The sequence below is a fragment of the Rhodococcus sp. SB1D genome (assembly GCF_048573875.1).
In the GTDB taxonomy this organism is placed as follows: domain Bacteria; phylum Actinomycetota; class Actinomycetes; order Mycobacteriales; family Mycobacteriaceae; genus Rhodococcus_F; species Rhodococcus_F qingshengii.
Genome location: NZ_JBMAIQ010000009.1, coordinates 126,806 through 140,860 on the forward strand (window position 1 = coordinate 126,806; position 14,055 = coordinate 140,860).

12 protein-coding genes are annotated in these 14,055 nt (G+C 61.1%); 11 read left to right on the forward strand and 1 reads right to left on the reverse strand.

Annotation, left to right across the window (positions count from 1 at the left end; genetic code table 11):
• The first annotated feature begins 1 nt into the window (after window position 1).
• The 9 genes from ACN50D_RS20390 to ACN50D_RS20430 all read left to right on the forward strand — a co-directional run bounded on the left by ACN50D_RS20390 (window position 2) and on the right by ACN50D_RS20430 (window position 10,303).
• Window positions 2–1,213, forward strand: a complete 1,212-nt coding sequence (locus ACN50D_RS20390) for a glycosyltransferase family 4 protein (protein WP_212633950.1) — start codon at window positions 2–4, stop codon at window positions 1,211–1,213.
• Window positions 1,210–2,421, forward strand: coding sequence for a hypothetical protein (locus tag ACN50D_RS20395; RefSeq protein ID WP_058038963.1), 1,212 nt, complete (start codon window positions 1,210–1,212; stop codon window positions 2,419–2,421). Before ACN50D_RS20390 ends, ACN50D_RS20395 begins: the two co-directional genes overlap by 4 nt.
• Window positions 2,418–3,314: a glycosyltransferase family 2 protein gene (locus ACN50D_RS20400; protein WP_003943644.1), complete on the forward strand. Its 897-nt coding sequence runs from the start codon at window positions 2,418–2,420 to the stop codon at window positions 3,312–3,314. Before ACN50D_RS20395 ends, ACN50D_RS20400 begins: the two co-directional genes overlap by 4 nt.
• Window positions 3,311–4,477, forward strand: a complete 1,167-nt coding sequence (locus ACN50D_RS20405; RefSeq protein ID WP_212633951.1) for a glycosyltransferase family 4 protein — start codon at window positions 3,311–3,313, stop codon at window positions 4,475–4,477. Before ACN50D_RS20400 ends, ACN50D_RS20405 begins: the two co-directional genes overlap by 4 nt.
• 5 nt (window positions 4,478–4,482) lie before the next feature.
• Window positions 4,483–5,277: a WecB/TagA/CpsF family glycosyltransferase gene (locus ACN50D_RS20410; protein WP_042452261.1), complete on the forward strand. Its 795-nt coding sequence runs from the start codon at window positions 4,483–4,485 to the stop codon at window positions 5,275–5,277.
• Window positions 5,278–5,371: 94 nt separating this feature from the next.
• Window positions 5,372–6,403, forward strand: a complete 1,032-nt coding sequence (gmd, locus tag ACN50D_RS20415) for a GDP-mannose 4,6-dehydratase (RefSeq protein ID WP_007726640.1) — start codon at window positions 5,372–5,374, stop codon at window positions 6,401–6,403.
• Window positions 6,400–7,368 (forward strand): GDP-L-fucose synthase family protein, encoded by a 969-nt coding sequence (locus tag ACN50D_RS20420; RefSeq protein WP_204856255.1) that lies wholly within the window; start codon window positions 6,400–6,402, stop codon window positions 7,366–7,368. The genes gmd and ACN50D_RS20420 overlap by 4 nt, the downstream gene beginning before the upstream one ends.
• Before the next feature lie 55 nt (window positions 7,369–7,423).
• Window positions 7,424–8,749: a UDP-glucose dehydrogenase family protein gene (locus tag ACN50D_RS20425; protein WP_212633952.1), complete on the forward strand. Its 1,326-nt coding sequence runs from the start codon at window positions 7,424–7,426 to the stop codon at window positions 8,747–8,749.
• Window positions 8,750–8,878: 129 nt separating this feature from the next.
• Window positions 8,879–10,303 carry a polysaccharide biosynthesis tyrosine autokinase gene (locus ACN50D_RS20430; RefSeq protein ID WP_116057103.1) on the forward strand — a complete coding sequence of 475 codons (1,425 nt, stop codon included), beginning with the start codon at window positions 8,879–8,881 and terminating at the stop codon, window positions 10,301–10,303.
• On the opposite strand, the gene ACN50D_RS20435 is transcribed toward ACN50D_RS20430, so the two are convergent.
• Window positions 10,275–10,799: a protein-tyrosine-phosphatase gene (locus tag ACN50D_RS20435; RefSeq protein ID WP_058038968.1), complete on the reverse strand. Its 525-nt coding sequence runs from the start codon at window positions 10,797–10,799 to the stop codon at window positions 10,275–10,277. The two genes, ACN50D_RS20430 and ACN50D_RS20435, sit on opposite strands and share 29 nt — an antisense overlap.
• 108 nt (window positions 10,800–10,907) lie before the next feature.
• On the opposite strand from ACN50D_RS20435, the gene ACN50D_RS20440 reads away from it, so the two are divergent.
• Both ACN50D_RS20440 and ACN50D_RS20445 read left to right on the forward strand, forming a co-directional pair.
• Window positions 10,908–12,227 carry a UDP-glucose dehydrogenase family protein gene (locus tag ACN50D_RS20440; RefSeq protein WP_007726649.1) on the forward strand — a complete coding sequence of 440 codons (1,320 nt, stop codon included), beginning with the start codon at window positions 10,908–10,910 and terminating at the stop codon, window positions 12,225–12,227.
• Between the two features lie 149 nt (window positions 12,228–12,376).
• Window positions 12,377–14,047, forward strand: coding sequence for an Hsp70 family protein (locus ACN50D_RS20445; protein ID WP_249343229.1), 1,671 nt, complete (start codon window positions 12,377–12,379; stop codon window positions 14,045–14,047).
• The last annotated feature ends 8 nt before the right edge of the window (window positions 14,048–14,055 follow it).

The window sequence follows — 14,055 nt, forward strand, 5'->3', positions numbered from 1 at the left end:
GATGTACAAGTCGTTCGATGTAGCGCGTTCGAAGCCCGAAGTGAACCCGACGTCCGCCGGTGGATTCACGCCGCTGAAAGCCTTGATGTTCCATGCGATCTATCGGAATCCGGGTGGTGAGGAGCAGAGCTTCGCCAACGAATCCAAGCTCCTGAAATCGATCGGATACGAGACGGTTCAGTGCACCACCGAGAATTCCAAGATCTCCCGGGGACCGTGGGCGGCAGTCACCGCAGTGTTCAGTCCTCGCGTACTCGTCGATGCGTTGCGCATCATCCGTTCGGAGCGCCCCGACGTCATCTACGTGAACAATCTCTGGCCGGCGTTCTCGGCTTCGTTGCTCGTGGCCGCAAGAGCCGCCGCAATTCCTACGTTGCAGGCGGTTCGAAACTATCGCCTCGCCACACCGTCAGCCAAGTTGCGCGCAGATGGCACGTGCACCGAATGCGGTTCCACCAAATACTTCACGAGTTGTGTCCGCAACGGATGCTACGGAAACAGCCGACTGCAGAGCCTTGTCTGCTACCTGAGCGCTACGGCGGTCAAGCTGAGCGTCTTGGGGTGGAAGCAGCACAGGTTCGTCGCAACGAGCGCGATGACAGCACGTCTGGTCGAAGGACGACTGATCAGTTCTGGCCGCGTCGTGGTTCGTCCGAACTTCGGATTCGAAGAAAATGAACCCGAGTTTCGGAGCACTGATTCGGTTGTGTGCGTCAGCCGACTGACACCGGAGAAGGGCGTCCTGGATTTGGTGCGCAACTGGCCGCAGGGCGCTGGAAGTCCCTCGCTCACAGTTCTCGGTGACGGACCGCAGTACGGCGAGATCTCCAGCATAAGCGCAGCTCTCGACAACGTCACGCTGGCCGGATTCACTTCGCACGAAGATGTGATCGAGATACTTCGCGACAGTGCGGCGTCCGTGGTGCCGTCTCAATGGGCAGAACCGTTCGGACGCGTTGCGATCGAATCGATGTCGGTTGGCACCCCGGTGATCTACGCAACCAACGGTGCACTCGCGGACATCGTCGGACCGGGCGGAACGCCTCTCCATACCTTGGAAGAGTCGTCGATACGCGAGGCCCTCGATCGAATCTTCGGAGCGGACGATCGATCGGCGATACGCAGATCTGCTTATCGTCACTACTCGAATCGCTTCACATCGCGCAAAGCGGCGACGTCGATGCGTGAGCTCATCGACGAGGTGAGATCGTGAAAGATCGCACTCGGCATGTGACATTCATGGCCGATCAAGGGCTTTCGAGCGTCCTCACTTTTGTCGTTCTCACCTCGGTGGCACGACTCGGTGGTCCGATCGAAGTCGGCCAGGTTGCCGTGATTCAATCGGCGGGTCTGTTGGCACTGGCACTGGGGAGAGCGATCGGCGTCGACGTCTGGCTGTCGCGAGGGGCGGGGTCTGACGAGCGTGGACCGGCGTTGGCGCCCACGATCGTGCTGGCGGCGGTATCGGTGACATCGGTGTGGGCACTGTTCGTGATCGCCGGCTCGGACTCGATGAATCTCACGGTATACGCCTTGGCTGCAGCTGGTTTCGTGGTGTTGGACGTGATACGCACGATGCTGATGCACGACGGTGCGAGTTGGATCTCTGTGTCGATACAGATCGTGACACTCTCGTTCGTCCTTATTGCAGCTTTCCTGGTCGAGAATCTGACACTTGCACTCGTGACCTATACGGTCGGTGTCTTCGTCGCGCTCGCTCTCGGTCACGCATCCATGCGTCTGGTACCGCCGGTACCGTCGATCAGGTACTCGCGCACTCACCGATATAGATCCGTGCCGTTTGCGATCGAGATATTGATGGGATCAGCTGCGCAGCAGGCGATGTTCTTGATACTCACTGTGGTGGCGTCGATCTCGATGATCGGTGAGATCAGAACTGCCCAGACACTGCTCGGTCCGCTGTCCTTGATGTTCGCGGGCATCTCGCCAATTCTGATGCGTAAGTTCGGCAGTGGTGTCGAAGCGATGAGCCCGAGCGAGTGCATGGCACTCGGCCGCCGAGTGGGCTTGCAGATCTTCTGGGTTTCGATCATCTGCGTTTCGCTGATCTGTCTCACGCTCGAGATTCGATTCTCGGGAGTGCGATTGATGGATCATCTGGTCGGGTCGCACTTTCCGAACTTGATACCGGTCATTCTGCTGTGCGGGTTGGCGGTGGCGTTCAACGGGATTCTGCTGGGAGTCGGCACGTCGATCCGCGTCGTGGACAAGACGGGAAACCTCAACAGATTTCGCGCCTTGCTGTTACCTCTGCAGTTTCTGATCGTTCTCGGGGCGGGACTGACCGACAGCGCCGTACCCGTCGCAGGAGCATTGGCCGCGTCGGCGTGCGTCAGCGCGAGCGTCGCACTTCTGGTTTCGATGAACCGTGACGCCCGACCGAAAGTTGACCTCTCATGAAGAATCCCAGCGGCGTCGTAGTGGCGATTCTGACCTTCCGTCGTGAATCGGAACTGGCTGTCTGCATCGACAGCGTCCGGGCATCGATCCAGGCTTCCGGTGCCTCCGCCCAGGTCGTAGTAGGCGACAACGATCCGGAATCCACCACGCCGACGTATGTTGCCGACGGGATCGAACGACTGCATCTCGGATTCGGCGGGGTATCTCCGGCGCGACGTGCGCTGGTCGATCTCGCCCGTGCACGAGATCGTCGTTACATCGTCTTCGTCGACGACGACGAGTACGTCGATGTCGACTGGCTGTCGAATCTCCTCACCTGCGCCGCAGATTTCGACGCAGGTGCTGTGGCCGGTCCTGTGATTCCGGTGGGTCTGCCTGCCTCGGAACTTCCATTGCACACTCGCGTTCGCCATTCGACCGGCACCCCGGTTGCGTCTGCAGGCGCTGGAAATCTGTTGTTGGACCTGAAGGCTTTGAACGGCTTGAACTTCAGTGACGACTGGGATCTACCTGGCGGCGAGGACACCGAGTTCACGCTCAGGATGAGCGCCGGCGGTGTCCGGTTGTTGTGGTGCGACGAGGCGCTTGCGTACGAACCCGTAGGCGAGGATCGGCGTCGGGATTCCTGGCTCTTCGCCCGGTATGTCAACAACGGACGAATCCTCGCGGTCTGTCAGGGACAGCTCGAGCTGCCACTGTTGGCGGCTCAGAGTGCCAAACGCGCTCTGCTCGTCCTCGCGTCGGCGACGTTGATCCCCGTTGCCTTGATCAGTCCACGGATCAAGCGCGTGGTTCTCGACAACGGTGCACGCAACATCGGTTGGTTCTCAGAGCGATTCAGCCGCAGCGATTCTCGGACGCCGCGCGCACAGAGGCTGGTGGTAGCGCGATGACACGGTTGTTGATGACGGCATACGCCTGCGATCCGAATCAGGGGAGTGAGTCCGGTGCGGGTTGGGCGCTTCTCTCGGCAGCTTCCGAACTGTGTGAGTCGATCACGGTGGTGACTCGCTCCGGTGAGGCTCCCGCATTGGAATCAGAGTGTGAACAGCTCGGTTGCGAAGTTCGTGTCGTGCGAATAGCGACTTTGCCCGCGGAAGAAGCCGGATCGTACGGTCGATACCTCCGATGGCTCTGGCACACTTCACTGTTCGTTCGGCGTGAAGCGGCAAACTTCGACGTCCTGCACCATGCAACTTTCGCCTCCGACTGGCTGCCCCCACCGGTGCTGTTCGGTGGAGCCGGCGGAGTACGACTGGTATGGGGGCCTGCTGGGGGCAACACCTACCCGCCGATGCGGCTCGCCAAGCGCATCGGTATGCGGTATCTGGCATCCACGGTAGTTCGAACCTGCTCGACGAAAGCCGTTCGGTCACTGACACACATCTTCATGTCCGGACGAGTCGACACTTTCATCGCGATGAACTCCGACAGCGGACGAGGCGCACCGCGGGCACGCAATGTCGTCGTCCAACCCAATTGTGTTCTGGACTACGACGGAATCGAGAAGCAAGCGGTACCCAGACCGAAACGAAGACTCTTGTTCGTAGGAAGACTGTTGCAATACAAAGGAATCGACCTGATTCTGGATGCGCTCGAGCAGCTGGGCACCGATTGGTCCATGACCTTTGTCGGGGACGGACCCGCCCGCGGGCGGATCGAGAAGTCGCTTCCGTATCGGCGCGGTCAGGTCACGCTTCGCGGATGGCGCGACAGATCGGAAGTGGTAAGCGAGATGGGGGCCTCCTCCGCTCTGCTCTTCCCGAGCATGCACGATTCGGGCGGCTGGGTGGCGGCCGAAGCGGCTGCGGTGGGCCTGCCGGTGGTCTGTTTGGATCTCGGCGGTGTGCCGACACTGGCAGGTAGGAACGCCGTGACGATCCAGGTTGCTCCGGCGTCGACTCTCTCCTCTCGTATCGCTCGATCGATTGTCGAGACCGAGCTTTCTCTCTTTGAACCGCAGCGTGATTGGACTCGGTCCCGGTTGAAATCGGTCTTGTCGCGCAGCTACGGCCAGTGCAATGAACGTCGACATACGAACTCGGAAAAGTGGTGAGACAGATGAGCAGTCCGTTCGAGGTCATCGAGGTGGGTGGCATTCCGTTTGCCGCGACCAATCTCGAGAGAGCTACCGATTGGGTAGTCAACGACAGACGAGAGGGAGCAGGAACCGGAGTCTCCGTGAGGTTGTCGAATTCCTACTGCGTGTCGGCGGCGCACAGTGATCGCGACTACTCCGCGGTTTTGAAGGGTCCGGGTGTGAACTTCGCAGACGGAACCCCGGTCAGCTGGGTGATGCGCCTGATCGGCGGCACCGCCGATCACGTCGGTGTTCGACCAGTCCGGGGTCCGTCGTTCTTCGAGGCCACCCTGGACAAGGGACGCCGCTACAGCCTTCGTCACCATTTTGTCGGCACGACAGAAGAGACGTTGAATCTCTTGACGGATCGAGTCGAGGAGTTGTACCCGGGAATCAAGGTGGCCGGCACATATGCCCCGCCGTTTGCCGCGTTCAGCAAGGAGTTCGTCGACGACATCATCACGAAGATCGATCCGACGTCACCGGACATCGTGTGGGTCGGTCTGGGTGCGCCGAAGCAGGACTTTGTCACGAAGGCGATAGCGGATCGAACCGACTACGTGGCCGTCGGTGTCGGCGCGGCCTTCGACTTCTTGGCCGGAACTGTTTCGGAGGCACCATCTTTCGTCCAGAACTCGGGTTTCGAGTGGTTGTATCGACTTGTATCCGAACCCAAACGTCTGTGGCGGCGCTACCTGTTCGGTAACTCGACATTCATACGGCTGGCATCACGTGACATACGAAAAGTCTTCGGCCGTTTGGGGGGACGCGCATGAGCGAGATCAAGACTGCCGAGCGATTCGGAGGACTACGCACAACCGTGGTTTCGCAACTATCAGGCGGGCTGTCCCGCAACGGAAGGAACGCAGGATGAAACGCGCACTGATTACCGGAATCACGGGGCAGGACGGCTCTTACCTTGCCGAGTTGCTGCTCTCCAAAGGCTACGAGGTTCACGGACTGATCCGTCGATCCTCGACGTTCAACACTTCGAGGATCAACCACATCTACGTTGACCCGCACGATGCGGATGCTCGACTTTTTCTTCACTACGGTGACCTCAGTGACGGAGCGCGCCTGGTGACACTACTCGCGCAGATCAAGCCGGACGAGGTGTACAACCTCGCTGCGCAGTCTCACGTCAGGGTCAGCTTCGACGAACCCGAACACACCGGGAACACCACTGGCGTCGGGTCGATCCGACTACTCGAAGCGGTTCGGATGGCCGGACTCGACTGCCGGTTCTACCAGGCGTCGAGTTCCGAGATGTTCGGTGCCACACCGCCACCGCAGAACGAGGAGACACCGTTCTACCCACGTTCGCCCTACGGTGCGGCGAAGGTGTACTCGTACTGGATCACCAAGAACTATCGTGAGGCATACGGGATCTTCGCTGTGAACGGAATTCTGTTCAATCACGAATCCCCGAGGCGTGGTGAGACATTCGTGACGCGGAAGATCACGCGCGCGGTCGCACGCATCCAGGCAGGTATCGAGGATCATCTGTACATGGGCAATCTCGATGCGATTCGCGACTGGGGATATGCGCCGGAGTACGTGGAGGGAATGTGGCGCATGCTGCAGGTCGACGAGCCTGAGGATTTTGTGCTCGCCACCGGTGGCAACTACTCGGTGCGCGACTTCCTGACCGTCGCGTTCGAACATGCAGGTCTGAACTGGGAAAACCACGTTCGATTCGACGAACGGTATCTTCGGCCGACCGAGGTGGACGCACTGATCGGGGATCCGAGTCATGCCGAGCGCAAACTCGGTTGGAAGGCCGGCGTGCACACACCCGAACTGGCCCGGATCATGGTCGAGGCAGACATCGAAGCGCTCGAACACGAAGGGCGACCGTGGATCGACACTCCGGCACTTCCCGACTGGTCGGCGACGCGATGAGTGATTCATTCGCAGCGCGACCACTCGATCGAGGCGCACCGTTCTACGTGGCCGGCCACCGAGGTCTGGTCGGCTCTTCGGTGTGGCGACACCTGGAATCTGCGGGCTTCACCAGGTTGCTCGGAAAGACGTCGGCCGAACTCGATCTACGTGACCGGGAAGCTGCTTTCGATTTCTTCGCCCGCGAAAAGCCGACCAACGTGATCCTCGCAGCAGCAAAAGTTGGGGGGATTGCGGCGAACAGCACTTTCCTCGTCGACTTCCTGTCGGAGAATCTGCGCATCCAGGTGAACGTGCTCGACGCTGCCCTCGCACACGGCGTCGAGCGTCTCCTGTTCCTCGGATCATCTTGCATCTACCCGAAATTGGCACCGCAACCGATCAAGGAGGAATACCTGCTCACCGGGCATCTCGAGCCGACCAACGACGCCTATGCAATAGCAAAGATCGCGGGATTACTCCATGTTCAAGCTGCCAGGCGGCAGCATGGTCGCCCCTGGATCTCAGCTATGCCCACCAACCTGTACGGCCCGGGAGACAATTTTTCGGCGCACGGATCGCACGTACTTCCCGCCCTCGTTCGGCGTTACGACGAGGCGCAGTCGTCGGCAGTCCAGTCGGTTGTCAACTGGGGGAGTGGCAATCCGCGACGTGAATTCCTGCATGTCGACGACTTGGCGTCGGCGTGTCTGCATCTGCTCGACAACTACGACGGTGCATCGCATGTCAACGTCGGAACCGGCGAGGACCACACAATTCGTGAGATCGCTTCGATAGTCGCCACGGAGGTCGGATACACCGGAGAGACGCGGTGGGACACCTCGAAGCCGGACGGAACGATGCAGAAACTGCTGGACGTGAGCATGATTCGGAAACTCGGATGGCGGCCGACAATCGGATTGCGCGAAGGAATCGCGTCGACGATCTCGTGGTACCGCGACAACATCGGTGCCGTACGTACCTGAATCACTTTTCCCATCAACACACTTCGCACACTCTCGAGAAAGCAGATCGAGCAACATGAGCACTCGCATAGCAGTATTCGGCACGGGATACCTGGGCGCGACACACGCGGCCTGTATGGCCGAACTCGGTCACGAGGTCCTCGGAGTGGATGTCGATGCGGCAAAGCTGGAGAAACTGGCAGCAGGTGAAGTTCCGTTCTACGAGCCAGGGTTGGGCGAGGTCCTACGAAACAACATCGATCGAGGGCGACTGAAGTTCACGTCGTCGTACGAGGAAGCCGCAGAATTTGCGGACGTGTTCTTCCTCGGGGTCGGGACGCCGCAGAAGAAGGGTGAGTTCGCCGCGGACATGGTCTACGTGGATGCCGTGATCGAGACTTTGGCGCCGCTGCTCACCAAGCCCGCGGTCATCTTCGGCAAGTCCACGGTACCGGTGGGAACCGCGGAACGGCTCGGTAAGCGCGCGCGGGAACTGGCACCGATCGGTGACAGCGTCGAAGTCGCGTGGAATCCCGAGTTTCTGCGTGAAGGATTTGCCGTCCAGGACACGTTGCACCCGGACCGACTTGTGCTCGGAGTCGATCGAAATGTCCGCGGTCGAGCGGAATCTGTTGCGCGCGAAGTTTATGCAGAGCTCATCGATGCGGAGATTCCGTTTCTCGTCACGGACCTTGCGACGGCGGAGTTGGTGAAAGCGTCAGCGAACGCTTTCCTGGCCACCAAGATCTCGTTCATCAACGCCATCTCCGAAGTGTGCGAGGCCGCTGGCGCCGACGTCACAGTGCTTGCCGACGCGATCGGGCACGACGTTCGGATCGGACGTCGATTCCTCAACGCGGGAATTGGTTTCGGCGGAGGGTGTTTGCCGAAGGACATCCGCGCCTTCATGGCTCGCGCCGGTGAACTCGGTGCCGATCAAGCACTGACGTTCCTGCGCGAAGTCGACAACATCAATATGCGCAGACGTACACGCATGGTCGAACTGGCGCGGGAGGCATGCGGATCGCTTCTCGGTGCGAGAGTCGCAGTTCTGGGTGCCGCGTTCAAACCGGACTCGGACGACGTTCGTGATTCGCCGGCGCTCAACGTCGCGGGTCGGATTCAGCTCCAAGGTGCTGCAGTGAACGTGTACGACCCAAAGGCCATGGACAATTCGCGCGCGCTGTTCCCGACGCTGACCTACTCGGCAAATGCATTGGAGGCCTGCGAAGGTGCCGATGTCGTCCTGGTATTGACCGAGTGGCCCGAATTCTTGAAGTTGCAGCCGTCCGATCTCGATTCGGTGGTTCGCAAGAAAGTGATCGTCGACGGGCGCAATTGCCTTTCCCACGACGAGTGGCGAGGCGCAGGTTGGAACTACCGCGGACTGGGACGCCCGTGAGCACAGGACGTCTCGTCCGTCGCAGCTGATCTATATCGAAATGAGAAAGCCCGGTTCGCCCTCGCGGTCCGACCGGCAAAGACCGCTCAGACCCGCAGTGGACATGCGTGAGCCGAAGGAGACATCAAGATGGAAATTGTCGACTACCTGAAGATATTGCAAGCCAGATGGCGAATAGTCGCTGCTGTAACCGTGCTCGGAATCCTGGGAGCCCTTTGCGCTTCTCTTCTTTCGACGCCCGTTTACCAGGCCTCGACGAGGCTGTTCGTTTCGACGTCGGCGGGTACCTCGGTCAACGAGGCACTACAGGGCAGTCAACTTTCACAGCAGCGAGTTCTGTCCTATACAAAACTCCTGACCGGCCGAACACTCGCACAGCGGACGATCGACGAACTGGGACGGAGGGTGGTCGGCGGGATGTCGGCTGACGAGTTGGCCTCCAAGGTCACTGCGACGTCGGCGCCCGACACTGTGTTGATCGACCTCGCAGTCAAGGACGCGTCACCGGAACTCGCACGCGAGATCGCAAACACTCTCTCATCCGAATTCGTGGCATTGGCAAAGGAACTGGAGACACCCGAGAACGGCGGAACACCGCCTGCACGTGTGGTCGTCGAACAGCAGGCTCAACAGCCGACTGTTCCGGTGTCACCCAAGACTTCGCGCAACCTCGCGCTCGGCGCGGTGGCGGGACTGGTTGTGGGGATCGCGCTTGCGTTGATTCGTGATCGACTCGACAACACGGTGAAAGATCGTCGAACTGTAGAAGAGATCGCGGGTTCGGCGATGGTGGGCACGATCCCGTTCGACAAGGACGTCGAAGTCAATCACGCGATCGCTTTCAGTGACGGAAGTTCCGTGAGTGCCGAAGCCTTCCGTGAGTTGCGCACCAACCTTCAGTTCCTCGAGGTGGACCATCCACCGCGTGTCATCGTCGTCACGAGTTCGCTTCCCTCCGAAGGTAAGACGACCACGGCCGTGAACATCGCTCTCGTCTTGGCGGAGGCCGGCAAATCAGTGTGCCTGATGGAAGGCGACCTCCGGAAGCCGCGAGTATCGAAGTATTTGGGATTGCTCGGAAGTGTCGGCGTCAGTTCGGTGCTCTCCGGTCAAGCGACGCTGGACGATGTGCTTCAGCCGACCGAGTTCGACGGGCTGACAGTGCTCGCCTCCGGACCGATCCCGCCGAACCCGAGCGAACTACTCGGCACGGACACGGCCAAACATGTTCTCGAGGAACTGCGGGCGCGATACGACTACGTCATCATCGACGCCTCGCCGTTGCTACCCGTCACGGATGCCGCGGTCCTGGCCGCGATGTCGGACGGTGCCCTGGTGATCGCCCGACACGGCTCCACGAAGTGCGATCAACTGGCGCGCGCGGTCGGAAACCTACAGAGTGTGGGTGCGCACGTCCTGGGCACTGTCATCACGATGACGCCGTCTCGCGGACGCAATGCGTACGAGTACAGCTACTACTACGAGTCGGACAAGTCGCTACCGCAGTTGACCGCGGTGCCCGCGCTCAACGCTCACCGAAGCGAAGTCGGCTGAGCAGCGGGCCGAGGAGATCGGCGATCTCGAGTCCGATCTCGTGAAACACGTTCTCTTCCTTACCCATCGGATCCATGACGTCCTCGGGTTCGGTGGCACGAAATCGGGGTCTGGCGGCGGCGAGGTCCTCGACAGTTCCTGCATCTGCGAGCGAGCCCAACCGTGCGGCTTCTCGAAGTGTGAACGTGCGCTTGAGCCGCGCCGGAGCCATCGCCAGGACTTTGTCTCGCTGACTTTCGGTCATCGTGAGAATGAGGTCGGCGTCCGAGGCCAGCGCTGTTGTCATGCGTCGGGCTTGAAACTCCGTGGGGTCGCCGCCGAGCCCCGCGAGAACCCTCGCAGCAGTCGGCTCGATCGGGTGTCCGACCATCGCCCGGGTTCCGGCACTCGACGCGGTGAATCCGGTGACCCCGGCTTCGGCGGCATAAGCACGTGCAAGGCGTTCGCCCGTGGGTGATCGGCAGATGTTTCCCGTACAAACGAAGAGAACGTGCATGGCAGAAGCATAGGTTGCACACGCGACGCACTCGTCGTACGCCCGATGTTGGTTTCGCGCCCACCTGGCGTACGCGTTTCGGAAAGTTCGGACGCATACCAACAACACATGAAGATGACCGTGTTCGGAACGGGATACCTGGGGGCGACCCACGCAGTGTGTATGGCCGAACTTGGCCACGACGTGCTGGGAGTCGACATCGACCAGTCCAAGGTCGACAAGTTGTCTCGTGGGGAGGTCCCGTTCTTCGAGCCGGGTCTGACCGACATGCTGGAGAAGAATCTGGCGTCGGGTCGGCTGCAGTTCACGACTTCCTACTCCGATGCCGCGGATTTTGCGGACATCCATTTCGTCGGTGTGGGGACGCCCCAGAAGAAGGGGGAGTACGCCGCAGATCTGAGTCATGTTCATTCGGTGATCGACATGTTGGCGCCGTTGTTGCGAAAGCCTTCGCTGATAGTCGGGAAGTCGACGGTGCCGGTAGGCACGGCAGCGGCTCTCGGCGAGCGACTCCGAGCGACTGCGCCGGCGGGTGGCTCGGTAGAGGTGGCCTGGAATCCGGAGTTCCTGCGTGAAGGACACGCGATCGCGGACACCTTGAGCCCTGACCGGTTGGTTCTGGGGATCGATCGTGACCGGCCGGGAAACGCCGAAGGCGTTCTTCGCGAGGTGTATGCCGAGATACTGGACGCGGGGGTGCCCTTCCTCGTGACCGATCTGGCGACGTCCGAGTTGGTCAAAGGATCTGCGAATGCGTTTCTCGCGACCAAGGTGTCCTTCATCAATGCGATTGCGGAGGTGTGCGAGGCGACCGGGGCCGACGTCACGATGTTGGCCGACGCTCTCGGGTACGACGCTCGGATCGGTAGACGGTTCCTCAATGCGGGCTTGGGGTTCGGCGGTGGTTGCCTGCCGAAGGACATTCGGGCGTTCATGGCACGCGCCGGGGAGTTGGGTGTCGACCAGGCGCTGTACTTCCTCCGCGAGGTCGACAGCATCAACATGCGACGACGGACAAAAGCTGTGGAACTGGTGACGGCAGCCTGCGATGGCAGTTTGCTGGGAGCTAACGTGTCGGTGCTGGGAGCTGCGTTCAAGCCCGAATCCGACGATGTGCGCGATTCGCCTGCGCTCAACGTTGCAGGAATGATGCAGTTGCACGGGGCGGCGGTCACCGTTTTCGATCCGAAGGCAATGGATAATTCTCGCCGACTGTTTCCCACCCTTCACTACGCAACCTCCACGTCAGAAGCTTGCAGGAATGCTGATGTGGTCTTGATCGCCACTGAATGGGACGAGTTCGCCTCACTCGTGCCCGCCGATTTGGAACCACTCGTTCGGCGGCGGGTGATCGTTGACGCCAGAAATTGCCTCGATCCGGACCTGTGGCGCTCCGCCGGTTGGAACTATCGCGGATTGGGGCGGTAGGTCGAACGTCCAGGTAGCGAAAAAATAGCTGCGAGAAGGCCTTAGGTGAGATGCGCGAACCTCGCAGACCATGCCCAGTGGGTAGACTTCCGGCCGGGGAATGACGGGGTCTGGTGACGGAACCCGTCGACGGTCGACGAAGGTGGATCATGAACTTGGTTTTGGGTGTGACGGTGGGAGCCAGCGCTGTGCGTTTGGCGCGCCCGGGGACGCCCGACCACAGTGGTCCGGTGTTCCGATCCAGAGCGGTCGATCGAGGCCGCGAGATTCCCGAGGAAGTCGCAGCGGAGGCAACCGGCGTGGCCTTGACCGAGAATGCCGACCTCGGCAGCAATACGGTCGTCGCTTACCGGGATCAAGCGCAGGCCGGAGCACTCCAAACAGCGTTCGAACAGAAAGGCATCGACAACTTCGAGCTGGTTCCCGAAGTAGTCGCGACGCTTCGAATGCTCGAGGAGTCCGGTGCGTTGACCGACCAGAGCACACTCGTCGTCGTCGACATCGGTAGTTCTGGATCGACGATCAGCATTGTGGACAGGCAGATGCGGTCTACCGTCGTCACCGCCCGGTCGACGCGGGTCAGTGGAGATCACTTCGACGAGCTCGTCTACTCGGATCAGACCGTGCGTCGCCGTATAGCTACGCCGGCCGACCCGGGCGGCGATGCCGAACTGCAGGCGCGATGCCGACTCGCGAAGGAACAGCTGTCCTCACGAAGTGCGGTGTGCCTGCCCGGCCCCGGCGGGCTTCTCCTGCTGTCGCGGGAAGTTTTCGATTCGTTGGTCGTCACGTCGGTGGAGGCCTTCGCACGCGAGATACGAGAGGTCATCGCAACGTCCGGCCGTAACCCCGACGCGATTCTCCTGATCGGTGGCGGTGCACGCATTCCGATCGTGCGGGCGACCCTCGCCGCGTGGCTGGAGTGCCCCCTCATCGCGCCCGAGCAGCCGGAACTCGTGACTGCGCAAGGTGCTGCGCTGATCGCGGAGTCGTCGATGACGCCATCGGCGCGCGCGGTATCTGCCCCGGTTCAGGTTCCGGCTGTAGCGCCGATCTTTGCGCCGTATCCGATCCACACCCCGGCGGAGGTACCCGTTCCGGTTCAGGCGTTCATCCACGGAGGGGTGGCAACGCTCGCGGAATCGGAGCGGCCGAATGCCTTGTCCGAAGCCGCTTCCGGTACGAAGTCCGTTCCGCAGGAACAGGTGCCGAGCCCTTACGCGGCGGAACTGCCTCAGCCGCGACCGAACCGACACGAGCAACGATTCGATCCGGCCGCAGATCTCGTGGTCGCCGACAGCGACCAGGCCACGGACGGATTCGGCACAGAACGTGACGCAGACAACGAGGCCGTGATGGTTGACGCCCAGGCGTACTCGGCGATGTACGAAGGCGAGGGACCCGGGGCAGGAACCGCACACCCGTCCTGGCTCGCCGGGACACAACCCGTTGAATCGACATCCAAAGAGCCGAGAAACCCGCTACGGTTCGCGGGCCTCGGCGCCGGTGTGATCGCGGCGATCGTGATCGTGGGGCTGGGATTGGGCTACGGAGGAAAGGTCTTCGATTCCGAGGACGCCGGACCCGTGGCAACCGAGGTGACCACGACGGCACCGACGACCACGACTACCCCGCCGCCTACGACCACAACGACCCCGCCCCCGACGACGACGGAGGAAGCCCCTCCGGTCGTCGAGGCTCCGCCAGTCGTGCAGGACACTTACGTGCCGCCCGCGCCCGCGCCGCCACCGCCGGCGATCTACATCCCGGGGCTTCCGCCGATTCTGTTGCCGGTTCTCCCACCGATTCCCGGACTCTGAGGCTCGCT